The sequence below is a fragment of the Pseudomonas sp. FW215-R2 genome, assembly GCF_058789255.1.
The window spans coordinates 152,129-178,253 of sequence record NZ_JBYTBO010000011.1 but is presented as its reverse complement, the minus strand read 5'-3'; the positions used below and the strand labels follow the sequence as shown (position 1 = coordinate 178,253).

General features: G+C 57.4%; 16 protein-coding genes. 11 read left to right on the top strand and 5 right to left on the bottom strand.

Features of this window, described 5'->3' with window-relative positions:
* Position 1 precedes the first annotated feature (1 nt).
* Both AC3WRD_RS17265 and AC3WRD_RS17260 read right to left on the bottom strand, forming a co-directional pair.
* A complete protein-coding gene (locus AC3WRD_RS17265; protein ID WP_158243861.1) occupies positions 2-1,456 on the bottom strand; it encodes an ATP-binding protein in 1,455 nt (484 codons plus the stop codon).
* Positions 1,457-1,825: 369 nt separating this feature from the next.
* A complete protein-coding gene (locus AC3WRD_RS17260; protein WP_102621039.1) occupies positions 1,826-2,335 on the bottom strand; it encodes a BRO-N domain-containing protein in 510 nt (169 codons plus the stop codon).
* Between the two features lie 574 nt (positions 2,336-2,909).
* On the opposite strand from AC3WRD_RS17260, the gene dcm reads away from it, so the two are divergent.
* The 3 genes from dcm to AC3WRD_RS17245 all read left to right on the top strand — a co-directional run bounded on the left by dcm (position 2,910) and on the right by AC3WRD_RS17245 (position 6,292).
* Positions 2,910-4,346, top strand: a complete 1,437-nt coding sequence (gene dcm, locus AC3WRD_RS17255) for a DNA (cytosine-5-)-methyltransferase (protein ID WP_102621038.1) — start codon at positions 2,910-2,912, stop codon at positions 4,344-4,346.
* A gap of 54 nt (positions 4,347-4,400) precedes the next feature.
* Positions 4,401-4,892 carry a very short patch repair endonuclease gene (locus AC3WRD_RS17250; RefSeq protein WP_102621037.1) on the top strand — a complete coding sequence of 164 codons (492 nt, stop codon included), beginning with the start codon at positions 4,401-4,403 and terminating at the stop codon, positions 4,890-4,892.
* A 71-nt stretch (positions 4,893-4,963) separates the two neighbouring features.
* The gene (locus AC3WRD_RS17245; protein ID WP_102621036.1) at positions 4,964-6,292 is read left to right on the top strand and encodes a type II restriction endonuclease; all 1,329 of its coding nucleotides are present in this window, start codon (positions 4,964-4,966) and stop codon (positions 6,290-6,292) included.
* 95 nt (positions 6,293-6,387) lie between these two features.
* On the opposite strand, the gene AC3WRD_RS17240 is transcribed toward AC3WRD_RS17245, so the two are convergent.
* Positions 6,388-7,635, bottom strand: coding sequence for a ribonucleotide-diphosphate reductase subunit beta (locus AC3WRD_RS17240; RefSeq protein WP_096818122.1), 1,248 nt, complete (start codon positions 7,633-7,635; stop codon positions 6,388-6,390).
* A gap of 561 nt (positions 7,636-8,196) precedes the next feature.
* Entirely contained in the window at positions 8,197-8,457 is a 261-nt protein-coding gene (locus tag AC3WRD_RS17235; RefSeq protein WP_102621035.1) for a DUF2790 domain-containing protein, read from the bottom strand.
* 463 nt (positions 8,458-8,920) lie between these two features.
* On the opposite strand from AC3WRD_RS17235, the gene acs reads away from it, so the two are divergent.
* The 7 genes from acs (at position 8,921) to argR (ending at position 16,837) form a co-directional block, all read left to right on the top strand.
* Positions 8,921-10,876 carry an acetate--CoA ligase gene (gene acs / locus AC3WRD_RS17230; protein WP_102621034.1) on the top strand — a complete coding sequence of 652 codons (1,956 nt, stop codon included), beginning with the start codon at positions 8,921-8,923 and terminating at the stop codon, positions 10,874-10,876.
* Positions 10,877-11,593: 717 nt separating this feature from the next.
* Entirely contained in the window at positions 11,594-12,367 is a 774-nt protein-coding gene (locus tag AC3WRD_RS17225; protein WP_096818116.1) for an ABC transporter substrate-binding protein, read from the top strand.
* A gap of 91 nt (positions 12,368-12,458) precedes the next feature.
* Entirely contained in the window at positions 12,459-13,148 is a 690-nt protein-coding gene (locus tag AC3WRD_RS17220; RefSeq protein WP_096818114.1) for an ABC transporter permease, read from the top strand.
* Entirely contained in the window at positions 13,145-13,843 is a 699-nt protein-coding gene (locus tag AC3WRD_RS17215) for an ABC transporter permease (protein ID WP_102621033.1), read from the top strand. Before AC3WRD_RS17220 ends, AC3WRD_RS17215 begins: the two co-directional genes overlap by 4 nt.
* 1 nt (position 13,844) lies before the next feature.
* On the top strand, positions 13,845-14,957 hold the full coding sequence (locus AC3WRD_RS17210; RefSeq protein ID WP_102621032.1) for a succinylglutamate desuccinylase/aspartoacylase family protein: 1,113 nt from the start codon (positions 13,845-13,847) through the stop codon (positions 14,955-14,957).
* A 23-nt stretch (positions 14,958-14,980) separates the two neighbouring features.
* The gene (locus AC3WRD_RS17205) at positions 14,981-15,745 is read left to right on the top strand and encodes an ABC transporter ATP-binding protein (RefSeq protein WP_003227281.1); all 765 of its coding nucleotides are present in this window, start codon (positions 14,981-14,983) and stop codon (positions 15,743-15,745) included.
* Between the two features lie 111 nt (positions 15,746-15,856).
* Positions 15,857-16,837 carry a transcriptional regulator ArgR gene (gene argR, locus AC3WRD_RS17200; protein WP_102621031.1) on the top strand — a complete coding sequence of 327 codons (981 nt, stop codon included), beginning with the start codon at positions 15,857-15,859 and terminating at the stop codon, positions 16,835-16,837.
* Between the two features lie 48 nt (positions 16,838-16,885).
* Here argR and AC3WRD_RS17195 read toward each other — a convergent pair whose 3' ends face one another.
* Positions 16,886-24,592, bottom strand: coding sequence for a dermonecrotic toxin domain-containing protein (locus tag AC3WRD_RS17195; RefSeq protein WP_102621030.1), 7,707 nt, complete (start codon positions 24,590-24,592; stop codon positions 16,886-16,888).
* Positions 24,593-24,899: 307 nt separating this feature from the next.
* On the opposite strand from AC3WRD_RS17195, the gene AC3WRD_RS17190 reads away from it, so the two are divergent.
* Entirely contained in the window at positions 24,900-26,120 is a 1,221-nt protein-coding gene (locus tag AC3WRD_RS17190) for an aspartate aminotransferase family protein (protein ID WP_102621029.1), read from the top strand.
* Positions 26,121-26,125 lie beyond the last annotated feature (5 nt).

Here is a 26,125-nt window from a genome sequence, read left to right as displayed (position 1 = left end):
ATTACCACCTTTTGTCCTTGAGGTGTTTTACAACGAGGTCGGCTTGACTAGCCCACGGTTCAGTTGAAGCAAGAAGTTCACGCAGCGCTTTCATGTCGCCGGCTGTGCGGAGTAGTAGTGAGGGGAGGGCAGTCTCGAGCTTGTCGAGGAATCTCTCCTTGTCTAGTACGCCTTGGCTCATCATTTCCGGGCGAGACGAATAGTCCTCGCCGATGCTTACGATTGGGAAACAGTCCTCGATGATTCCAAGCGCTGCGGCGAAGGCTTTACCTCTGTCTCTATCCTCGTCTTCTAGCATGCCGGCAATCAAGGGGTGCTCACGGTTGACGTAATAGCGAACCTCACCGTTTCGCACGTATTTTGCCCAGACCGAGGTTTTTCTTTCGCCTTCGCGAACTAGCCCGCCTCTTGACTGAAATACCTTTCCCGATCTGCTCTTGAGCCCAACTACGATGTCCTTCAAACGACTCTTAAGTCCTGAAGGCAACTGTGCGTCTGCCTTGTCGAGCGTGATCTTCCATATTGCATCAAGCGAGTTTGGAATGTTGACGGCAATTCTCACAAGTTGCGATAGCTCGCCGTGCCTTACTAGGCGAAACCAAGTCCCGTGTATGATGAGTCGGTGCTGCCGATAGACATAAAATCCTTGATTTCGAACAAATCCTTCTTCGCCGCTTAGCTGGTCATGCTCACCGCAAGACAACTTCGAATAGTGCGGTAGAATGAATGACTGCATTTCAATCGGCTGGCCATCGAGATTAAGGGTTTCTTTTGGCTGGGCCTGCGTCGCAGCGTGGTTGCGTAGAAAAGGATCTATCGGCTTCAGCGCACTCCCGTTGAAGCCGATCCTGAGCTTCCGAAGGCCTTCCTCGCCACTCAAATACCGATGGAAAATAAGTGAAAGTTGCTTTTGGGCATGCGCGACTAGATCATTGAATCCCTTGCCGCCAACTTGACCATATTCGGACAGACGATCGCATCTGCTCCAGATGATTTCGGTCCCGTCGCGCTCAAGCAGCCGGTGATCGACCTGAGCTTCAATCTCATCGAGCTCAAGGATCCCCATTTTCCAATCGGCGATATCATCCAGATTCCAAGAGGCGCCGGTAAGAACGCCATCCTGTCTCGTGATGACTGTCAAATGCCGGCATTGGGAAAGTGATGCCGATTTCATTCCCCACCCGAAGCGACCAAGGTCATCATGGGCCCGCGCCTCATCAGGATTGGAGCTGGCGGGTCTCATCGCCTTATGAAGCTCGACGGTCGTCATTCCTGATCCATCGTCTAGTATCCGGACCTCGGGCCCATCACCCTTCCGGATGCATTTGATATCGATACTATGGGCTTTTGCCTTGATGCTATTATCGACAATATCGGCAAGTGCACTCGACAGATCGTAATTCCCAAAGCTACGCGCTGACGTCATCAGCGCAGACGCGTCAGGAGGATTATTCATATGCCGCATATATCCCCCCCACTCAATTCGTCACCCAAAGCTGGGGAAAGTCCCACAACTTAAATATTTTTTTCTTTGAAAGCTCGATTCGATCAGAAACGTGACTGGTATCGAGAGCCCTCGAATGTAGCACCTGTCATTCAAAATCCGACTATGACTATAGTAGCGAATTGCCTTTTTTGCCGTTTGAGGGCACAAGCGGGCTCGACGGATTGAGAAAGCAGGGCGGAAGACATTCGGGTGTTGGTTTTTCAGGTACAGAGTTGGGGGATTCGATTTTTGTGGAGTGGCGATTGAGGAACCGCCACTAGCACAGAAAATCCGCTGCTTTTAAAGCCAAGAAGCGGATCGTTTGATGACATTAAATATTCAAAGTCCGCGTAGAAAACATGACGTCTTTCGCCACCAGGGCTTCTGACGATTGAGCAGATCCTCCGACAGCAAACACGGCATATCCCGTAACCGAATCCACGGCTCATCCTGCCAGTGCAGCGTGCTCAACGACATCTTCGGCCAACTCAAAACACTCAATGTCGGTCGCTCAATCGAACGTGTCGGACGGGCATCTCGCAGAGCAGGTACAACCTGATGTGTCACCCACTCACGAAGCTGCCGATACTCGGGACAGTAGTGATAGATAAGCAGCGCATACACACCTGACTCGCTCACCATCAGATGTTCTCCGGGCTCGCCGTAGGTCTCCACGCACATCATCTGCCGCTGATCGGCGTCGAGTTTGCGCAGCTGTCGCTCATCCAGATATTTGCCCATCAGGCGCCCCAGTTCATGAACGCAGAACCAGGCCTGGTTCTCCACCAGAAGGGCGTGCAGGTGGGTTTTGTTACGGACAAATCGAGTTGGAATAAGTGGTTCAGACATGGCGTGCCTCCCGAGTCGGAAGAACGGGATTCAAACGGCGGGTACAGCGATTCGCCTTCATCATGAAGGCTGAGTGGTCAGGCATTTCCATTTACCTCTGGCTGCTTTCTTAGGGCATTCGTTAAGGGTGTCGGGAGCTAAGAAACCCACCAGAGACGGGCCGGACATATTCCCCTTTCGGGTCTTGTATTCGCCCACTCCCGACATAACGGGACTTTTCGCAGGCGTAGAGAAACCGCAGACGAAAAAAAGCCGCATGACTGTCGGGTGCGGAGGACCGCTCTGGTTTGTAGAGTTTCTTAGGCTCGGAGTTGAGGGTAGGGGGATCAGGGATGGTCGTCAACCAGCGACTTTTCCTACCGATCGTGAGGCAAAACGAAATCTGGACAATGGCGTGGAGTAAATTATGCTGTGTTTATATCCAGTATATGGTCGCCGCTGTTCTTCCAATTCTCCCAGCCCGTATTGCCATGACTGATCTCACGGATTACGGGAAATTTCATTTACTTTGAAGTTTTCAGGGCTAGAATGGTGACCATTCGTCACAGCTTTGACCCAGAGGAATTTCCGGCTCATGAATCTTTTTGAAACAGCATCTTTTGAATCCTTGAGCGAAACGACCTCGGATTTTTATGAGCCTGATACCCATCCTGTTACCGACCTTGCGTTACTGCACAAGCTGTTGGAGATCTACGACCAAGGGCAGTTGGCCGAAATTCTCAACGATGTGAGCCCGAGCCACTGGTGCCGTGAAACCATCAATCGATGGATCAAGGGCAAGGCTTCGCCGAAGCTCTCCCACATTGAGTTCACCCGCCTCAAGGATCTGCTGCCCAAGCGTTTGAACCATAAACCTTCATTTACCTTTATCGATCTCTTTGCCGGTATCGGCGGTATCAGAAAAGGGTTTGAAGCCATCGGCGGCGAGTGTCTGTTCACCTCCGAATGGAACAAATACGCGGTCAAGACCTACAAGGCCAACCACTTTTGCGATCCGGCTCGTCACCGCTTCAATCTCGACATCCGTTCGGTCACTCTTTCAGACAAGTCCGAAATCAGCGACGAAGAAGCCTACAAGAACATTGATCGCGAAATTCCTGATCACGACGTCCTGTTGGCAGGTTTCCCATGTCAGCCGTTCTCGCTTGCAGGTGTTTCCAAGAAGAACTCTCTGGGGCGCAAGCACGGTTTCGAGTGCGAGACCCAGGGCACCCTGTTCTTCGACGTGGCGCGGATTATTGCCGCGAAACGCCCGGCTGCATTCTTGCTTGAGAACGTCAAAAACCTGAAAAGCCATGACAAGGGCAATACGTTCCGGATCATTTGCGAAGCGTTGGATGAGCTGGGTTATGAGGTTGCAGACGTGAATGCACCGAAAGGCTCAGACCCGAAGGTCATCGATGCCAAGCACTTTGTCCCTCAGCATCGTGAGCGAATTGTGCTGGTCGGTTTCCGTCGTGACTTGAATGTTCACCAAGGGTTCACCCTGCGTGACATCAGCAAGCACATACCAAAACAGCGACCTAGCTTCGGTGATCTGCTCGATAAGGATGTGGATGAAAAATACATTCTTACTCCAAAGCTCTGGGATTACCTCTATCGGTATGCAGAGAAGCATCGTGAGAAAGGCAATGGTTTTGGCTTTGGTCTGACTCGTCCAAACGACGTTGCTCGTACGCTTTCGGCGAGATATCACAAGGATGGTTCGGAAATCCTGGTTGATCGTGGATTTGTGGATACTTTGGATTTCAATAGTGAGTTGAATCAGCTCAATCGCCCGCGCCGACTGACACCCCATGAGTGCTCGCGCCTGATGGGTTTTGACAAGCCGGGGGAAAGCAAATTTGTGATTCCTGTGTCAGATACCCAAGCTTATCGACAGTTTGGTAACTCAGTGGCCGTTCCCGTGTTTGAGGCGGTGGCTCGGTTGATGAAGGACCGCATTCTGAAAGCTAAAGAGAAAATGGCCGATAGCGGACAGCCGCAGTTGGAGTTTGCGCTTCCAGTCTGATGATGGAGCTTAGCCCTATCTAGCGCTTCAGTTTTTAGGGGGGGGGGAGGCGATATGACTGATGTTGTGGATGTTGCTACTCGCTCAAAAATGATGGCTGGAATTCGGGGTAAAAATACCAAGCCTGAAATTTTGATCCGCAAAGCCCTGCATGCGCAGGGCTTCCGCTTCCGTCTACATGTTAAAGACCTTCCCGGTACTCCTGATCTGGTGTTGCCGAAATATCGTGCTGTTATTTTTATACATGGTTGTTTTTGGCACGGACATGCATGTCGATACTTCAAGGTGCCTCAGACCCGCCCCGAGTTCTGGTTAGAAAAAATCGGAAAAAATCAAAGACGTGACAACCAGCAGGAAGATGCTCTCGAGGCGATGGGGTGGAGAGTGCTTGTCCTTTGGGAGTGCGCTATACGGTCGATAAGAAAAGAAAAGCCTTCATTACTTGTTGACCAGATTGCAGGATGGCTAAAAAATGGATCGAAATATTTCGAGATCGACGAAAGTACGCTGGTCTTGGGAGAGAGATCCTCACATAAGGCGGGCTGAGGCTGATTGGCGATTTTCGCTAAACGACAGGATCCGCACTGCAGGCCTGGATATCCAAATAAGGAATAACGATGGGCTTCCATCCTGAATGGAATGATATTTCTCCTTTGATCACTCAGAGTCAGCGCATCTTCATCAAGAAGCTATCTCGCAATGACACATCGTGGGCAGATAGCTCCAAAAATGGGCATCAGAACGGATTTTTTATCCCTCGCCCTGTGGCTGAGTCTGACTTCTTTCCCAAGTTGAGTAATTCGAATCCGGAAAAGCCTCATATTTTCGATGTCGAGTATCCAACATTCTGGCCAGCCTCCGGTGAAGTAAAGATATCGACGATCAAATACTTTTCAATGCGTAATCCAACGGATAAGGATAAAGCAAAGCCAAGGTATGAGTGGCAGCATACGGGTATACCCAAGGAACAATTCCAGCTGCTTTCTCCAGCCTCGCTGCTCTTGATTGGAAAATTCAAGCAGGCGAGTTTTGGTTCCAGCTATTGGTTCGTTGTTGTCGATTCGGTGAGCGAGGAAGCTGAAATTATTGAGACGGCGTTTGAGTTGGGCGCCGATTTTCACTATGGTTTATTTGATCCTGCTCTGCTTGACAAGCCTGCTTCCGAAACCGATCAGCTTATTGCTGAACTGTCCCTGGCGGTCCGGGATGGAACGTTAGAGCAATTCATCAAAAATCAGGCTCTGCCGTCTCCGGAGACGTTGGCGGGAATAGCACAGGATAAATGGCTTTATGAAAATGATCTTCATGACATGAATCCATTTAGTGTCTCCCAGCCTGGTGACGCAGTAATGCGTATTAGCAGGGATATCGAATACTCGATTTACAAACAGGCTGAACTTCGTTTTCGTGCAGCTCAGGTAGCCCGACTTCTTCTTCATGGGGGAGGCGATCCTGTTGGGAATTTGGTTCGTGCCTTCTCCGAACTCGACTCAATATTTCTAAGTGCTGCGCAAACCCGAAAAAGCAGGGCGGGGCTATCGTTTGAGCATCATGTCGGAAGGCTTTTCAAAGATGGCCGAATTCGCCACGAAGCACAGGCTGTCTTTGGTGGCCGACGCCCGGACTTTGTCTTACCTGACGTTAAGGAACTCAACATCAAGGGAGATGTAGTGATCGTTTCCTTGAAGACAACGTTGCGTGAAAGATGGAAGCAGCTCGCGTTAGAGAAACCATTTGGTAAAATTTTTCTCGCTACCGTAGATGATCGGGTTTCGGGTGAGGCTATCAGCGAGATGGATAGAAATTCGATCTGCCTGATCGTGCCGGAATCCTTGAAGAAGGCTAAGGAGTCGGCATATGCGGGCTATGAAAACGTCATTACCTTCAGGCAGTTTTTTGATGAAGAGGTGAAGTTTAAACGGCCTTCAATGATTATTCCTCTCTAGCAAGAATCGGAGAGTCATAAACCGTTTCGCACATTGCGGGCAGGCAAAAAAAAGCCAGGAAGCTTTCGCTCCTGGCTTTTTCATTGCTAAAGGATTTAATCCCAGCTCAGAGCACCACCAGTCTGATACTCAATCACCCGAGTCTCAAAGAAATTCTTCTCTTTCTTCAAGTCCATAATCTCGCTCATCCAAGGGAACGGGTTAGTCGTCCCTGGGTACTCTTCCTTCAAACCGATCTGCGACAGACGACGGTTGGCGATGAACTTCAGGTAGTCCTCCATCATCGCCGCGTTCATGCCCAGTACGCCGCGAGGCATGGTGTCACGCGCGTATTCGATTTCCAGCTGAGTGCCTTGCAGAATCATCTGCGAAGCTTCTTCCTTCATTTCGGCGTCCCACAGGTGTGGGTTTTCGATTTTGATCTGGTTGATCACGTCGATGCCGAAGTTCAGGTGCATGGATTCGTCGCGCAAGATGTACTGGAACTGCTCGGCGACGCCGGTCATTTTGTTGCGGCGGCCCATGGAGAGGATCTGGGTGAAGCCGCAGTAGAAGAAGATGCCTTCCAGAACGCAGTAGTAGGCGATCAGGTTGCGCAGCAGTTCTTTGTCGGTTTCGACGGTGCCGGTGTTGAATTCCGGGTCGGAGATGGCGCGGGTGTATTTCAGGCCCCAGGCGGCTTTTTTCGCGACCGACGGGATCTCGTGGTACATGTTGAAGATCTCGCCTTCATCCATGCCCAGCGATTCGATGCAGTACTGGTAGGCGTGGGTGTGGATCGCCTCTTCGAACGCCTGGCGCAGGATGTACTGGCGGCATTCCGGGTTGGTGATCAGGCGGTACACGGCCAGGGCCAGGTTGTTGGCAACCAGGGAGTCGGCGGTGGAGAAGAAGCCGAGGTTGCGCATCACGATGCGGCGCTCGTCGTCGGTCAGGCCTTCCGGGTTTTTCCAGAGGGCGATGTCGGCGGTCATGTTGACTTCTTGCGGCATCCAGTGGTTTGCGCAGCCGTCCAGGTATTTCTGCCAGGCCCAGTCGTACTTGAATGGCACGAGCTGGTTGAGGTCGGCGCGGCAGTTGATCATGCGCTTTTCGTCAACGGCGACACGGGCGGCGGAGCCTTCGAGTTCGGCGAGGCCTTCGGCGACGTCGAGGGAATCCAGTGCAGCCTTGGCGCGGGCCACGGCGGCCGAGTCAGCGGCGGTCACGGCGCGGGCTTCGAGAGCAGCGGCACCGCCGGCGCTGTCGAGGCGGTCCATGTTGGCTTCGGTAGCGTGGCCGGCGTTGGCGCCTTTTACGGCTACTTCACTGTCTTCTTTGTCGAATTCGTCCCAGCTCAGCATGACGTGTCGTCTCCTGCGTGAGGGCCAGATGCCCGTGTGAAAACTGATGGTTGGTTTTTCACACGACCGTACTGGCCGCGTTGGATCTTAAGGAATCGTTTTTTGCAGCAGCTAAGGCAGGCAATAAAACAGAATTTTGTACGGGTTTCCGAGAGCCTCTGACGGGCGCAGGTCAGCGTTGTCGCTGCTGCGGGGCTTCAGAATGGCTTTGATCCCTGTAAGGGAATATTGCTGACCCGATTGGGCGGCATTATAGGGAAAAAAACACCGGCGTGGGGGAGGGCGAAACAGCGCAGGGCGGTTGAACGGGAGGGTGATTTCGATCGGAGCGAGGGTTTACAGGGCTTTCGCTGGGATTGTCCCGGGAGAATTTTTTTTCATTAATTTTTCTGCGTGTGATTGATTGCTCAAAAAACGAGCAAAAAACCGCGTTTTTCACTATATCTTGTGTTTTGCAACCCTTTTACGTCCCTTCAAACACAACTGAGCCCGACCGAAGCCGGGCTGGAATCGACCCTCGATGTTGCGCTGAGTGATCCGATTCGGTGCAGTCTCAAACCATCAATTGGTGCAGCCGTTACCCATCACGCTGTAACGCAGGATGTGGCGCTGGCCGGTGGAGTCGTCGTACTCCATTTTCATCGGAACCACTTCGCAGACATTCGGAACTTCGCTCATCGATACAACGTTGGCGATGTCCAGGTGAGTGGAGTAAGTGTATTCCTCGATGGCCGGTTGTTGCTGTGCGACATCAGTCGGGACCTCGTCTGCCATGGCGGTTGCGCACAGACTGCTGAGGGCCAGAACCAATAAAGCTTTCATTTGAAATTTACCTTCTTGAGGTCGAGTGGGGTCACGCAACCTTTTTGGGGTTGCGTGTGGAACTTCATCGTTTTGGTTTGTTACTTAAGAGCTGGATTAACGGCCTTCGTGGGGGCTGTAACGTTGTTAATCGCTTTGCCTTGTCGGCGAGGTGAATTCTAGGGAGGCGGGGTGGGGGTAAACAGACTCGGTTTTGATAAACACCTTTGGCAGATTTGGTAACAATCGGCGGATATCGTGATGTCGGTGATGCGACTTTCCTGAGCAATCGACTCGCCCGAATCGCTTGCAGACCAGATCCCACAAGGGTTGCAGGGTGTTTCGCAAAGGTATTGGCCGCGCGCCTCCGGGGTATCTGGATGTTTTGTAGGGGCTTGTTACTACCATCGTCGAATGGTTCTATACGGGCGCCCCGGCTACAACAGGGTCATACAAAAACAACTATTACACCGAGGTAGGAAAGATGAGTGCGGCTTCCCTGTATCCCGTTCGTCCCGAGGTTCTGGCCAATACGCTGACCGACGAGGCGACCTACAAAGCCATGTACCAACAGTCGGTCGTCAACCCTGACGGCTTCTGGCGCGAACAAGCCAAGCGCCTCGACTGGATCAAGCCTTTCACCACGGTGAAACAGACTTCGTTCGACGACCACCATGTCGACATCAAGTGGTTTGCCGACGGCACCCTGAACGTTTCCTACAACTGCCTCGACCGTCATCTGGCCGAGCGCGGCGATCAGGTCGCCATCATCTGGGAAGGTGACGATCCTTCCGAAAGCCGCAACATCACCTACCGCGAACTGCACGAACAAGTCTGCAAGTTCGCCAACGCCCTGCGTGGCCAGGACGTTCACCGCGGCGACGTGGTGACCATCTATATGCCGATGATCCCCGAAGCCGTGGTCGCCATGCTGGCCTGCACCCGGATCGGCGCGATTCACTCGGTGGTGTTCGGCGGTTTCTCGCCGGAAGCTCTGGCCGGTCGCATCATCGACTGCCGCTCGAAAGTGGTGATCACCGCTGACGAAGGCATCCGTGCCGGCAAGAAAATTTCCCTCAAGGCCAACGTCGATGACGCTCTGACCAACCCGGAAACCAGCAGCATCCAGAAAGTCATCGTGTGCAAGCGCACCGGCGGCGACATCAAGTGGAACCAGCATCGCGACATCTGGTACGAAGACCTGATGAAAGTGGCGGGCACCGTCTGCGCGCCGAAAGAGATGGGCGCTGAAGAAGCGCTGTTCATCCTTTATACCTCCGGCTCCACCGGCAAGCCGAAGGGCGTGCAACACACCACTGGCGGCTATCTGTTGTACGCGGCCATGACTCACGAGCGCGTGTTCGACTACCGTCCGGGTGAAATCTACTGGTGCACCGCCGACGTCGGCTGGGTCACCGGTCACTCCTACATTGTCTATGGCCCGCTGGCCAACGGCGCGACCACGCTGCTGTTCGAAGGCGTGCCGAACTACCCGGACATCACCCGGGTGGCGAAGATCGTCGACAAGCACAAGGTCAATATCCTCTACACCGCGCCGACTGCGATCCGCGCGATGATGGCCTCCGGCACCGCTGCTGTTGAAGGCGCGGACGGCAGCAGCCTGCGCCTGCTCGGTTCGGTGGGCGAGCCGATTAACCCGGAAGCCTGGGACTGGTACTACAAGAACGTCGGCAAGTCCCGTTGCCCGATCGTCGACACCTGGTGGCAGACCGAAACCGGCGGCAACATGATGAGCCCGCTGCCGGGCGCTCATACCCTGAAGCCGGGTTCGGCAGCGCGTCCGTTCTTCGGTGTGGTGCCGGCGCTGGTGGATAACCTCGGCAACATCATCGAGGGCGAGGCCGAGGGCAATCTGGTGATTCTCGACTCGTGGCCAGGTCAGGCGCGCACCCTGTACGGCGACCACGATCGTTTCGTCGACACTTACTTCAAGACCTTCCGTGGCATGTACTTCACCGGTGACGGTGCTCGTCGCGATGCCGACGGTTACTACTGGATCACCGGTCGTGTGGACGACGTGCTCAACGTGTCCGGCCACCGCATGGGTACCGCCGAGATCGAAAGCGCGATGGTCGCTCACCCGAAAGTCGCCGAAGCGGCGGTGGTCGGTGTGCCGCACGACATCAAGGGGCAGGGCATTTATGTCTACGTCACCTTGAAGAATGGCGAAGAACCGAGCGAGCAGCTGCGCCTGGAGTTGAAGAACTGGGTGCGCAAGGAGATCGGGCCGATTGCTTCGCCGGACGTGATCCAGTGGGCGCCGGGGTTGCCGAAAACCCGTTCGGGCAAGATCATGCGTCGCATCCTGCGCAAGATCGCCACGGCCGAATATGACGGGTTGGGCGACATCTCCACCCTGGCCGATCCGGGTGTGGTGCAGCATCTGATCGATACGCACAAGACCATGAACGTCGCGTAAGCGGCGGGTCTGAAGGCTGAAAAGCCCCGTCCGGCATCACGTCGGGCGGGGCTTTTTCATTTGTGGCGTGATCGTTCCCACGCTCCGCGTGGTAACGCCTCTCTGGACGCTCCGCGTCCGCTCGTGGGACGCAGAGCGTCCCGGGCTGCATTCCCACGCGGAGCGTGGGAACGATCAGTTACGGGGTGTGGCCGGATTCAGGGCGCGGGCGATCTTCGGCCAATAATTATCGAATTGCTCTGTCAGCCTATTCCCACTGTTACCCCTCAGCCTTCAAGTAACTGAATGTGTAACCGCCTGCTCCGCAACGGGGCGATGGGAAACGCTGCGCCCTGTTTCAGGGCCTCAAAACACCCTGTGAAAAATAAGACATCACCCCGCGCTTGCCGGATTAGAAGGGTTTGCGAATAATAGGCCCGCAATTTGCAGCATAGATCGGTTCACTGTCTTTCGCTCTTGCATGAAATTGCGGAGCTGTCAATGTGCTCAAGCGGGTTTCTCGGTGCATCTGTAATTAGTTGTCGCATTGAAGAAATATCGGCTTCGGGCCTGTCGTTAGAATGCCGATCACTCGCTCGTCGTGGCTCGTGTTGAAATCGCTGACGGTTTCAATGGGAAATTTCCCACAGATGCAGCACCGCTTTCCCGATTCACCCATTCGCATATTGGGCTGTCGCTCACTCTGCCGTTTTTGCCCTTTACCGATGGAGTCCCAAGATGAAGAAACTTGTGCTGCTTGGCGCCCTGGCACTGTCCGTGCTGTCCCTGCCGACATTCGCCGATGAAAAGCCTCTGAAGATCGGTATCGAAGCGGCTTACCCTCCATTTGCTTCCAAAGCGCCGGACGGCAGCATCGTCGGTTTCGACTACGACATCGGCAACGCCCTGTGCGAAGAAATGAAGGTCAAGTGCCAGTGGGTCGAGCAAGAATTCGACGGTCTGATCCCGGCACTGAAAGTGCGCAAGATCGACGCGATCCTGTCGTCCATGTCCATCACTGACGACCGCAAGAAGTCCGTGGACTTCACCAACAAGTACTACAACACCCCGGCTCGCCTGGTCATGAAAGAAGGCACCGCTGTCAGCGAAGGCCTGACCGAGCTGAAGGGCAAGAACATCGGCGTGCAGCGTGGTTCGATCCACGAGCGTTTCGCCCGCGAAGTCCTGGCCCCGCTGGGTGCCGAAATCAAGCCTTACGGCTCGCAGAACGAAATCTACCTCGACGTGGCCGCCGGTCGCCTCGACGGCACCGTGGCGGACGCTACGCTGTTGAATGACGGCTTCCTGAAAACCGACGCCGGCAAAGGCTTCGCGTTCGTCGGCCCGGCCTTCACCGACGTCAAATACTTCGGCGACGGCGTAGGTATCGCGGTGCGCAAGGGCGACGCCCTGAAAGACAAGATCAATACTGCCATCGCGGCCATTCGCGAAAACGGCAAGTACAAGCAAATCCAGGACAAGTACTTCGACTTCGACATTTACGGCAAGTAAAGACGTCGCTCGACCCGTCCGAAATGGCGCAAGCAACAGGATCTCTGCGGTTTGCGCCATTTTTTCATCCCAACTTTCGAGGACCTGAATCATGTTGAAAGGCTACGGGGCTGTCATCCTCGATGGCGCTTGGCTGACGCTTCAGCTCGCCTTGTCGTCCATGGCCCTGGCCATCGTTCTCGGGCTGATCGGTGTCGCATTGCGCCTGTCGCCAGTGCGCTGGCTGGCCTGGCTGGGCGATCTGTATTCCACGGTGATCCGCGGGATTCCCGATCTGGTGCTGATCCTGCTGATCTTCTACGGCGGCCAGGACTTGCTCAACCGCGTCGCACCGATGCTCGGCTATGACGACTACATCGACCTGAACCCGTTGGCCGCCGGTATCGGCACCCTCGGTTTCATCTTCGGTGCGTACCTGTCGGAAACCTTCCGTGGCGCGTTCATGGCGATCCCCAAAGGTCAGGCCGAAGCGGGCATGGCGTACGGCATGAGCAGCGTCCAAGTGTTCTTTCGCGTGCTGGTGCCGCAGATGATTCGTCTGGCGATTCCGGGCTTCACCAACAACTGGCTGGTGTTGACCAAGGCCACCGCGCTGATTTCCGTGGTCGGTCTGCAAGACATGATGTTCAAGGCCAAGCAGGCGGCCGACGCCACCCGCGAGCCTTTCACCTTCTTCCTCGCAGTGGCGGCGATGTACCTGGTGATCACCAGTGTCTCGTTGCTGGCGCTGCGTCACCTTGAGAAGCGCTACTCGGTAGGCGTAAGGGCGGCTGATCTATGATCTTCGACTACAACGTCATTTGGGAGGCCCTGCCGCTGTACCTCGGCGGTCTGGTCACCACCCTCAAGTTGCTCGCGCTGTCGCTGTTCTTCGGTCTGCTCGCGGCCCTGCCGCTGGGGCTGATGCGCGTCTCGAAGAATGCCGTCGTCAACATGACGGCGTGGCTCTTCACTTACGTGATTCGCGGCACACCGATGCTGGTTCAACTGTTCCTGATCTACTACGGTCTGGCTCAGTTCGAAACGGTGCGTGAAAGCTTCCTCTGGCCGTGGCTGTCCAGCGCAACGTTCTGTGCGTGCCTGGCATTCGCGATCAACACCAGCGCCTACACCGCCGAAATCATCGCCGGCAGCCTGAAGGCCACGCCGAACGGCGAGATCGAAGCGGCCAAGGCCATGGGCATGTCGCGCTTCAAGATGTACCAGCGCATCCTGTTGCCATCGGCCCTGCGCCGGGCACTGCCGCAGTACAGCAACGAAGTGATCATGATGCTGCAGACCACCAGTCTGGCCTCCATCGTGACCCTGATCGACATCACCGGCGCGGCCCGTACCGTCAACGCGCAGTTCTACCTGCCGTTCGAGGCGTACATCACCGCCGGCGTGTTCTACCTGTGTCTGACCTTCATTCTGGTGCGCCTGTTCAAGCTGGCCGAGCGTCGCTGGCTGAGCTACCTGGCCCCGAGGAAGCACTGATATGGAACGCATCGACCACGTTCTGCCGTGGAGCCACCTGGGCAGCGAGCGCCGGATTTCGGTATTTCGCTTCGGTAGCGGTGAGCGTAAGGCCTACATCCAGGCCAGCCTCCACGCCGACGAATTGCCCGGCATGCGTACCGCCTGGGAACTGAAAAAACGCCTCGGCGAACTCGAAGCCAAAGGCCTGCTCAACGGCGTCATCGAGCTGGTGCCCGTGGCCAACCCGCTGGGTCTTGGCCAGTTGCTGCAAGGCAACCACCAGGGGCGCTTCGAGGCCGGCAGCGGCAAGAATTTCAACCGTGATTTCGTCGAGCTCAGCGCGCCGGTGGCCGCTAAGCTTCAAGGACAACTCGGTGATGATCCGCACGCCAACATCCGTCTGATCCGTCAGGCGATGGCCGATCACCTGGCCGCATTGCCCGAGGCCAGCAGCCAGTTGCAAGGCATGCAGCGCATCCTGCTGCAACATGCCGCCACCGCCGATGTGGTGCTGGACCTGCATTGCGACTGCGAAGCCGCACTGCACATGTATGCCTTGCCGCAACACTGGCCGCAGTGGCGTTCGCTCGCTGCGCACCTGGACGTGAAGGTCGGCCTGCTGGCGGAAGATTCCGGTGGCAGCTCGTTCGACGAAGCCTGTTCGCTGCCGTGGCTGCGTCTGTCGCGCCTGTTCCCGGACGCGCAGATTCCACTGGCGTGCCTGGCGACCACCGTTGAACTGGGTGGACAGGCTGACACCACGCCTGCACAGGCCGAAGCCTGGGCAGACGGGATCCTGGCATTCCTCGCCGAACAAGGCCTGATCCGTGGCGAGTGGCCAAGCGCCGAGCGCGAACCATGCGAAGGCATGCCGTTCGAAGGCACGGAACTGCTCCTGCCGCCGCATCCTGGCGTGGTGAGCTTTCTGCGCAAGCCCGGCGAGTGGGTTGAAGCCGGTGACAAGATTTTTGAAGTGATCGATCCGCTGTCGGATCGGGTCAGCACGGTGTGTGCTGGTACGTCCGGGGTGCTGTTTGCCATTGAGCGGCTGCGTTACGCCCAACCCGGTTTCTGGCTGGCCAAAGTGGCGGGGCGCGATGCGCTGCGCGACGGCCCTTTGCTCAACGACTGACTGTTTTTGTGAGAACCGACCGCATGTACAAACTTGAAGTCCAAGACCTGCATAAACGCTATGGCAGTCACGAAGTGCTCAAGGGCGTTTCCCTGAAAGCGGCCGCCGGCGATGTGATCAGCATCATCGGCTCCAGTGGCTCCGGCAAAAGTACTTTCCTGCGCTGCATCAACCTGCTCGAGCAGCCGCACGCGGGCAAGATCCTGCTCAACAATGAAGAGTTGAAGCTGGTGGCGAACAAGGACGGCGCGCTGAAAGCCGCTGATCCGAAACAGCTGCAACGCATGCGTTCGCGCCTGTCGATGGTGTTCCAGCACTTCAACCTGTGGTCGCACATGACCGCGCTGGAAAACATCATGGAAGCGCCCGTTCACGTGCTGGGCGTGTCCAAGGCCGAAGCCCGCGAGAAAGCCGAGCACTACCTGAACAAGGTCGGCGTGGCCCATCGTAAAGACGCGTTCCCGGGGCACATGTCCGGTGGCGAGCAGCAGCGTGTGGCAATTGCCCGTGCGTTGGCGATGGAACCGGAAGTGATGCTGTTCGACGAACCGACTTCGGCCCTCGACCCGGAACTGGTCGGCGACGTGCTGAAAGTCATGCAGGCCCTCGCTCAGGAAGGCCGGACCATGGTGGTGGTGACCCACGAAATGGGCTTCGCCCGTGAAGTGTCGAACCAGTTGGTGTTCCTGCACAAAGGCGTCGTGGAAGAAAGCGGCAACCCGCGTGAAGTGCTGGTCAATCCGCAGTCGGAACGTTTGCAACAATTCCTCTCGGGCAGCCTCAAGTAATCGCTCCCGTTATGCACCAAATTAGGTCATGCTGCGCAGCGCGCCAGATGGTCTAATTTGGTTGCAGCCGATTTCGGTTTTTCCCTCTGTTTACGTTTCGGATCGCCCGCCATGACTGCCCATCGAATTGGTTTCCTGATTTGGCCCAGCACTAAAGCTCTGACTTTGGCGCTGGCAGAGGAGGCCTTGCGTGTTGCCCAGCGTGTGCATCCGGACGTGGTTTACGAATTGTCGTTCCTGCAAGCCGAGCCACCGCTTGAAGGCGAATGGCAACTGCCCGGCGAACCCTGGGCCGGCAAGCTCGAAAACTTCCAGAAACTGTTCCTGCTCGCCGATGAGCCACCGATTATCCTGGCGCCGGCACTCAGCAGCGCGCTTAAACAACTGGTGCGCGCCGGTTGTGTGATCGGCGGTCTGTCGGCCGGTGTGTATCCGTTGGCGCAACTCGGTCTGCTCGACGGTTATCGCGCTGCTGTGCACTGGCGTTGGCAGGACGATTTCGCCGAACGCTTCCCGAAAGTCATCGCCACCAGCCATCTGTTCGATTGGGATCGCGATCGCCTGACAGCGTGCGGCGGCATGTCGGTACTCGATTTGTTGCTGGCGGTACTGGCCCGTGATCACGGTGCTGAACTGGCCGGCGCGGTTTCCGAAGAACTGGTGGTCGAGCGCATCCGTGAAGGTGGCGAGCGTCAGCGCATTCCATTGCAGAACCGTCTCGGCTCCAGCCATCCGAAGCTCACCCAGGCGGTGCTGCTGATGGAAGCCAACATCGAAGAGCCGCTGACTACCGATGAAATCGCCCAGCACGTGTGCGTGTCCCGTCGCCAGCTGGAGCGGATCTTCAAGCAATACCTCAACCGCGTGCCGAGCCAGTACTACCTGGAACTGCGCCTGAACAAGGCCCGGCAGATGTTGATGCAGACCAGCAAGTCGATCATTCAGATCGGCCTGTCCTGCGGTTTCTCCTCGGGGCCGCATTTCTCCAGCGCCTATCGCAACTTCTTCGGCGCTACGCCACGGGAAGACCGCAACCAGCGGCGCAGCAGCAGTCCGTTCGAGCTGTCGTCGGTGCCGCCAGAGCGCGGTTGATCCGCTGCCAACGACGTCATGGCTTTGGCTGCCATGGCGCTGTCTCGGTCAGTCTTCGATTTCCAGATCAGGCCTCATTTCCGGCAGTCTCGGCGTACCGTCGATGCCGGCAACGTTCAGGTTGTTACCCGTTTCCAGGTAGTAAGCCCGTACCCGGGCCAGGCTTTGGGGTGACAGTGGATTGTTGTGCAGGTCATAGCGGTCACCGACTGTCGCGGGCACATCCATAATTTCTTCCGGTATGTCAGTGATCGCATTGCCGGACAGGTCAAGCTCGTTCCAGTGCAGGTTTTCCAGCGTCCCTTTTGGTATCTCGGTGATCCCGGTATCGCTCAAATCCAGATCGGTCAGGGAGTGCAGGTTGCTGACGTCCGGCGTCAGCCCCAGCGGGTTGTCGCGCAGATTGAGCACTTCGAGGTTGTCCATTCCCGCCAGTGCCGCGACTGACTCGGGCGTCAGGCTGATCTCGCAGTCCGGCAGGCTCAGCGCCGTCAGTCGGTTCATGGTGAAAATATCCTTGGGAATATCGCCCAGATTGCATTCGCGAATGGCCAGGCTGTCGAGGCCGGGAAAGGCTTCGAGGAAGCGACCGAGGCGTGATGAGTGGCCGTCACCCACCAGAAACAGGTCCGGCACGTAGGGGAATGGGGCGCCCAGTGTTGGCAGTTCGCCGATGAAACTCACGGTATGGCTGAACCCGTAACTGTCGAGACTTGAATCCTCGATCGGGATCTTGCGCCAGCAGGTCAGCAGCGCTTCGGCGAACTGTGAGCGCAGTTGCTCCTGTCGCAATCGTGCGGTTTCCGACAGTGGCTGGCCGTTGAGCGGATTCGCCGGAATGTCGTCGCTCCAATGGGCGAGGCTGCGGGTGAGATCACTCAGCGCCGTTTCCCGACGTGCCACTTCCTGGCGACCGTCGGCCAACGTTCCGCTCAGGCGATAGAAGAAGGTGCTGGCCTGATCGTTGTCCATCGCGGGGTACAGCGTTTGCACCCGTGCGCGATCCGCCTCATCGGCAAGTACACCGAGATCACCGCCGGTGCGCCTGAAGTAGTCTTTGACCCGTTCACGAGTCGCAGGGGTCAGGGGGTTGTTGCCGAAGTCGTAGCCATTGCCGATTTCCGCCGGCAAGTTGAAAACTTCGTCTGGAATCTCACTGATGCGATTGTTGTTGAGGATGACGATTTCCAGCTCCGGATGATTGATCATCCCGATGGGTACCTCGGCAATCGCGGTACCGGCCAGATCGAGAAAATCCAGTGCCGGCAGGGAACGGATGTCCGGAGCCAACCCCAGCGGATTGTTGTACAGATCGAGTTTCTTCAAGCGCGTCAACGAAGCAAGAGTGGCGCGACCTTTGGTATCCAGCACCACCGCGCAGTTGCTCAGTACGAGACTTTCCAGGGCAGGCATGCGCCGGAATGAATCCGGCATTTGTTGCAAGCCCAGGTCGCGCAGTTCCAGGGTTTTCAGCCCTGTGAAAGCGCCGAAGAATCCGTCGCCGGCACGCAGTTGGGCATTGCCGGTGATCGACAGCGTAGTGACATGGCTGAAGTCTGCGCTCAGTGCCGGAAGTTCGCCGATGAAGGGGAGATTGAGAACCAGCCTGTCCGGTCGCACCTCGGGTTGGGCTGTTGAGCGGGCGCGCCAGAACGCTTGCAGATCCCGGCGATACTGATCGCGGCCGGAGCGCTCAACGACGTTGTCCTCGGCTGTGAGCAGTGCGCCAGTTGACGGATGTTGATCGGGCGTCTCCTCGACCCAGCGGTAAAGCGTCGCCTCCAGCTGTTGCCATTCCGTTTCCCACTGACCGATTCGAAGGCGGCCGTGATCGATCGTCCCCGGCAGCAGATACAACAATCGACTGGCTTGATCGGTATCCAGCGCGGGAAACAGCGCGAGCACGCGCTCGATATCAGCCTGCGGCATCGATACCCCGAAGTTTTGCCGGTTGCGCTGGTAGCTTGCCTTGATACGTTCGCGCGTGGCGGGGGACAACGGGTTTTCGCCAAGGATGAATTGGTTGGGCGAAAGCACGGGAAGGTCGAACAGGCTGTCGGGCAGTTCGCTGATCCGGTTGTGATCGAAGTTGGCCATGATCAGTGTCGGGTGTTCGACCAGGCCTTCCGGCAGGTGGGTGATTCCGGTGTCGATCAGGCGCACATGGGTCAACGCCGGCAATCCCTTCAACTCCGGTGTAGCGCCCAACGGGTTATGGCTCAGGTTGAGGAACTGTAATCGGGTCAGCGATGACAGGCGAGCCTGGGTTTCATCCGTCATGACCAGCTCGCAATACTCCAGCACCAGCCGTTCCAGCGAAGGCATGCGCTCGCAAGCCTCTGGCAGGTGCTCCAGTTTGAACTCGTGCAGTTCCAGATGACGCACGCCGGTAAAGGATGAAAGGAAGGCATCGGCGCCGCTCAGGGTAGGGTTGCCGTCGAGGGTCAGTTCGGCGATATGACTGAAGTCTGCCGACAACACGGGCAACTCGCCGACAAAGGGCAGATCCGTGATCAGCACATTGCCTCGTTCTGTGGGTTTCTCGGTAAACCGGAAGCGCCACAGTTCTTCGATCCGCTGAGCGAACAGTCGTCTGTTCGCCTGCATCACGAAGATCTGCCGTGGATTGAGTAACTGCCCCGTGGTCGGGTGAATGCTCGGCCCTGCCGCAGCCCATTGCGCAAGGTCGGCGTTCAGTTGACGGATTTCTGCCTGCCAGTGCCGCAGTTGGCTTCGGCTATTCTCCAGTGAGCCCGGCAAGCTGTAGAACACATCGCTGGCGTCCTGCACGTCGAGGTCGGGAAACAGCTGCTGGGTGGTTTCGATATCGGCCGCGTCGGCGAGGACGGCGAAATCCTGGCCGGTTTCACGGCAGTACTGTTTGATCCTTTCTCGAGTGGCGAGGGTCAGCGGGTTGTTCGACAGGTCGTAGCCATCACCGGCCTGGGCCGATAGCTCAAAAAGAGCCTCGGGCAATTCGGTGATCTGGTTTTCACTGAGGATCGCGGTCTTGAGGGTTGGGTGATCGATCAGACCGGGCGGGATTTCCAGCAGGCCCGTACGCGACAGGTCAAGGTAGGACAGCGTGTTCAGGGTTTGCAGGTCGGGCACCAGATCCAGCAGATTGCGTGGCAGTTCCAGTGACTCGAGTTTCGACATGGCAGCAAGCGCCGTCAGCGACTCGGCGTTGAATCTCACCCCGCAGTTGTCCAATACCAGTACTTCCAGCATTGGCAGTCCGGTGAGGGTTTGGGTCAATTGATCAAGCTCGCCATTGCGTAAAAACAAGCGCTTGAGTCGGGGGAAGCTTCTGAGGAATGGCGCGTTGCCGCGCAGGCCTTTGTTGCCGTTGAGGGTCAGCGCGGTGATGTGGTTGAAGTCAGCGCTCATTTCCGGCAGGTCGCCGATGAACGTGGCCTCGGCAGTGAAGATATCGGCCCTTGCGTGCGGGTGGATTCTCGAGCGGTGACGCCAAAGCTGTTGCAATTTGCCGGCGAAAGTCTCGCGTGCGTCTTGCTCGGTGAAGCGCTCGTTGGCCTCCAGTGTTGTGCCGCTGTCCGGGTCGCGGTCTGGAATGTCTCGGGCCCAGCGAGTCAGATCATTGCTCAGCGTAGTTATCTCGGTTTCCCACGCCGTCAATTGCAAGCGGCCCTGAACCAGTGAGCCGGGCAAGCGATAAATCAGGCTGCTGGCCTGGCCTTCGTCGACGTCCGGAAACAGTGCTCGGGTACGGACGATATCGGCCTGTTCGGCGCGAACGCCGAAATTGACGCCCGTGCGAGTGAAATAGGTTTTCACACGCTCGCGCGCGGCGGCGGAGAGCGGGTTGCCGGAAAAATCGTATCCGGCTCCGGCAGTGGGTGAGAACTCGAACAGCGCTGCGGGCAGCGTGGTGATCTGGTTGTCGGTCAGCCAGGCGCTCCTGATCTGCGGGTGATCGATCAAGCTGACGGGCACTTCGGCAATTCCGGTGCGCGACAGGTTGAGGTAGGTCAGCGAAGGCATGAAGGTCACGTCGAAGCTCGGTCCCAGCGGGTTGTCCTTCAGATCCAGCTCCACCAGTTCGTTGAGTGATGTCAGCAGCGCCTGGTTTTCCGGGGTCAGGGTGATTCCACATTTACGCAGCCGCAATTGGCGCAGAGCGGGCATGACCGAGATGCCTTGCGGCAGGTTGTGCAGGTCAAAGTTCTGCAGGTCGAGACGGGCCAATCGAGGGAAGCGACCTATGAAAGTCTCGATGCCTGCGGATGTTCCGCTGCCGCTCAATTCCAGGCTGATGACATGGCTGAAGTCAGCCGTCAGCACCGGCAGATCGCCCAGCAGCGGTTCGATAAAACGCATGCGGTAGCCAAAGCGTTCCGGGGTTTCCCGGCGCCAGCAACTGAGCAGGGTTCGGGCAAAAACCTGTCGATCGCGAGCCGCCGCTGCTCGTCGTGCCAGGGAAAGTGGCAGACCGGTTGCTGGATCGATCCGCACTTCCCTGAACCGCCATTGATCAAGGCTGTTTTCAAGGTTCGAATATTCGAGTCGAAGACGCGACAGCTCGGCAATCGGATTCTCCAGATGGCTTTGCAGGTGTTGCACCATTGCCCGTTGACCGTCCTGGGTGATGCCGGGAAAAACATCGCGCACCCGCGTTTCCAGGGTTGGGGGTGCCTCGTCGGCCGACACATTACGTGCGTAACCGTCTGTACCCAGCAGACGCAAGGTATCGACGCCAGATGCCGGCACAGATGCGTCCATCGATGTCAGACGCAGGTTGGCGCGGGGCAGGGGATTGTCGCGAATGAGCTGGCGGAGTTTTTGGCTTTCACCGATTTGCAGATTCAATGCCTGGCGCTGGGCATCGGGCAAGGCTTGCAGCACGCTGGTGTAGAAATCCGTCGGGCCGTGCAGTTCCAGTCCGGCCTGGTCGAACGGTTGCCAGGTGCCATCGGCCCGGCGCACCAGAACTTTCTCGATGGCCGCACCCACAGGACCGGTGGTGTCGAGCCTGTTCCCTGCAAACGACTGGTTTCGGACTTCGAGACTCACCGCGTCTGACCAACCCGGTAGCAGCGGCAGACTGTGCAGTGCCAGGGTTTCGGAATCCGGGTTGTGCACCGAATCGATTTCCAGTCCTTCATAGGCACGGGTGATCCGCAATTCGTGCAGGGCGTTTTCAGAGAGTCGCTGCTGACGCTCTGGAAACGCGCCTTCGCCCAGTTGCAGCAGCTCGGTGCCGGTGGCGGTGTGAATGAGTTCTTCGGTTATCCTGACAGGCAGTTGCGGTACGTGCCGGGCCACTTGTTTCACCAGCGGGGTATCGTGATGCTGGAGTGATTGATAGCGTTGTTCGAACAGAGCAGGGCGCTGCTGTTCTGCGATCTGCGCGAGCCGGATCCTGAGTTGACGACTGCGTACCTCGAGGGCGATTTTCTGCCCGAACTCTTCATTGAGCAGGGCGTGGACTTCGGCTTCGCCGAGGGTTTGCAGCAAAGTCTTGAGCAGGTCGCTGTCGATAAGCCGGTCGGCGTGAATGTCTGTCAGCGGGAGCTGCGCATTGTCGGAGGACTGCCAGACCGTTTCGCCCAGGGCATTGATCAGGCGCAGCCGTTTGGTGTCCGGCCACAAGCCCTGCTCGTTGAGCAATTGAAGCTGGATCAACGGATCGGCCTTGCGATAAATCGCTGGATCGTCGCTGGTCAGTTGCTCGATGAACGTCTGCAGATCCTGATCGATCCTGAAGCGCTCGATGGTGTCGGCCAGCAACGGTGGCACGCGCTCCTGATTCACGTGCATCTTGCGCAGGCCGCCTTCGGTGTAGCCGCTGACTTGAAGTATTCGCTCGCGCCGGGCCGGTGTGAACGGCTCCATGCGCGGGCCGATACGTCGCAGCACGGTAGCGCTGTCCCACTGCAGCGGGTTTTCCAGTTCGGTATGAAACGCCCCTTCGCCGTTATGCCGCACGATCGGTTCATAGGCATCGGTGCGCGCCGGGTGTTCGATCCGCAACTTGCCGGGTGTCTCGTGATCGTTGACGACGAAGTGCGCCTGCTCCAGCGGGAGCAGTTTTTTACCCTGATGCCAGTGCAAGCCTTGCGCGTCGGGTGTGGAGCCAGCCGCAGGCACGATGTCACGGGCGTAGCTTTGCAGATCCGGCTTCCAGTACAGGGTTTTGCCGTTGCGCAGCTTCACCGGCTGGAAGCGATCCATGAACGCCACCACCTCGGCCGGCAACACCTTGGGCAATTCGGCCATGGCGATACTGGTACCGATCCCGAAAGCGCCGAGCTGGATTAGCGATTCGAGTGCTGCGAAGAAATGTTCGCAGGCTTCGGTCGTTTGAGCTTCAGTCCAGTCGATGACCGATTCAAAGACCTCATCGAGCAGTTGGTAAGCGATGTACGCCATCATCATTTCGCCCAGAAACGGTACGAACGGCAAAACGACGAACGCGGCGATTTTCAGGATCGACGCTGCGACACTGACAAATGAATCCCAGCGCCTCCAGCGTGCATTGCGATCGACCATTGCGGTTGGAACTGCAATCACCGCCCCATCGTTGAGGATCTTGTTCAGCTTGCCCTGATAAAGATGTTCCCAAAGATCGCCGACGATGGGCGTGACAGCGAGTTGCAGGTCAGGCTTTTCGATGGGCGTCTCGCGCCAGGACGGCAATTGACTGCCGACCTGGGGCGGGTGCCATTTCACTTCGCTCAGGCGTTGCTTGAGCTGGCCGAAAAATTGTCCACGCTGCTCGTGAGCGATGAAGCGGCTGAAGAATCGTTGATAGTCGGCCCCGCGCAATTGCCGGATCAGTTCTTTTGCGAGGTCTGCGGTGGAACGGTATTCCTTGATCGAATGCTCCGGGTCATCCGGTAAGTAAGCCACCACACTGACTGCGGTTTTCGTGCGTTCGAGGTCTGGCGCAAATATCACGATCCCGGTCAGGGCGACCGACATCATCGTCAGGTCGTGGCACCGCATTGGCTGGCCGTTCATCAATACGGTGGTTGCGCCATCCAGCAGGCTTTCAATCGACAGCAGATTCGCTTCACTGATATCGCCCTTCATCCGGGCCATCTTCAGTGCGACTCGCAGTGCGGTTTTTTGCGTCGCGTTGACTTTGTGTCTCAGCACAGCAGCCGCCACCGGATTGGAGATCGCGAGGTTTTCCTCGAGATAGATTTTGTAGCGGGCGCCGATATCCAGCTCCCGGCACAGGCGGGTAAAGGCCTGGATACCGGGTTTCGCATTGAGCGGCGCCAGCGTTTCGAATTGCCCCGTCGCCGACGGGCGGGTGATGAACGAGGAGCCGCTGGCATACGCCCCGGCTTCTGTTTCGCTAACCTCGAAGTTATGCAGCGCCGCCTCCAGCAGAGACACCGTCCACGTCCGGGTGCCGGTGGTCATGCCAGCCGCTGTGACGGGGATATACAACTGCAAAAAGGTTTCCCTGACATTCACGTCCAGGTCGAAGCGCGACTTCAGCGCCTCGGTCAGCAGAGGCTCGGCGAAGGTGCTGGCGTTTTGCACGCGGTCGAGCATTTGATCGACAGCATTTTGTGCCGTCATGTGCTGGGTGATGGCGTTTCTGAGGGCGTCGTGCTGCGGTCGCGGGGCTGACTTGAGCGAGTCGGTGAGGGTGCGACGGCTGTTCTTCAATGCAGAGCGCCGGGCGGGTGAGGCCTTGCCCAGCCATTCGGGGATCGCTTTGGCCAGCGGTTCATAGTGAGAAGCGGGGTTGAGCGATTGCCCGGTGGTGGAAGACATCGTTGGCGTCCTTGAGCGTCGATAAGGAGCTCAAGCAGAGCAAAATGCGGTCGCCGCCAAGTGGTACATATGTACGACAGGCATCGCCTTCGTAATTGATAAGCTCGCAGGAGTGCTGCAATGGCCGGCGGCAGTTTAAACTGCGCCTTTGCGACGCTATATGTCGCATTGCCGTAAACCCGGGAAAATCCGGGGTTTGCGCTATAAGAAGTTGTCGCTTGGCGGCAAGGCCGGGCTGAAAACTGTCCTTACAATCCCCCCCATCGCTCGCCAGTTTCAGGCGGGTGGCCCTCATCAGGAGACTCCGATGTCCGTTGAGCACGCTGCGGTACAACGCGCCGATTTCGACCAGGTTATGGTTCCCAACTACGCGCCTGCCGCTTTCATTCCGGTGCGTGGCGCCGGTTCCCGCGTCTGGGACCAGGCCGGCCGCGAGCTGATCGACTTCGCCGGCGGCATCGCCGTCAACGTATTGGGCCATGCGCATCCGGCGCTGGTCGGTGCCTTGACCGAGCAAGCCAACAAGCTGTGGCACGTGTCCAACGTGTTCACCAACGAACCGGCCCTGCGCCTGGCGCACAAGCTGATCGACGCCACCTTTGCCGAGCGCGTGTTCTTCTGCAACTCCGGCGCTGAAGCCAACGAGGCTGCTTTCAAGCTGGCCCGTCGCGTTGCGTTCGATCGTTTTGGCACCGAGAAGTACGAAATCATCGCTGCGCTCAACAGCTTCCACGGCCGTACTCTGTTCACCGTGAACGTCGGTGGCCAGTCGAAGTACTCCGACGGTTTCGGCCCGAAAATCACCGGCATCACCCACGTGCCGTACAACGATCTGGCGGCACTGAAAGCCGCTGTTTCGGACAAGACCTGCGCGGTCGTTCTGGAACCGATCCAGGGCGAGGGCGGCGTACTGCCGGCCGAGCGGGCTTACCTGCAAGGCGCCCGTGAACTGTGCGACGCGAACAACGCGCTGCTGGTGTTCGACGAAGTGCAGACCGGCATGGGCCGCACCGGCAACCTGTTCGCCTACCAGCATTACGGTGTGGTTCCGGACATTCTGACCAGCGCCAAGAGCCTGGGCGGCGGTTTCCCGATCGCGGCGATGCTGACCACCGAAGCTCTGGCCAAGCACCTGGTCGTCGGCACGCACGGCACCACTTATGGCGGCAACCCGCTGGCGTGCGCCGTGGCCGAAGCGGTGATCGACGTGATCAACACCCCTGAGGTGCTGAACGGCGTCAACGCCAAGCACGACAAGTTCAAGACCCGCCTGCAACAGATCGGCGAGAAGTACGGCCTGTTCACCCAGGTGCGTGGCCTCGGTCTGCTGATCGGTTGCGTGCTGAGCGATGCCTGGAAAGGCAAGGCCAAGGACATCTTCAACGCCGCTGAAAAAGAAGGCCTGATGATTCTGCAGGCCGGCCCGGACGTGATCCGTTTCGCCCCGAGCCTGGTGGTTGAAGACGCGGATATCGACGCCGGTCTGGATCGCTTCGAACGTGCTGCAGCGAAACTGACCCAAGCCTGATTCAT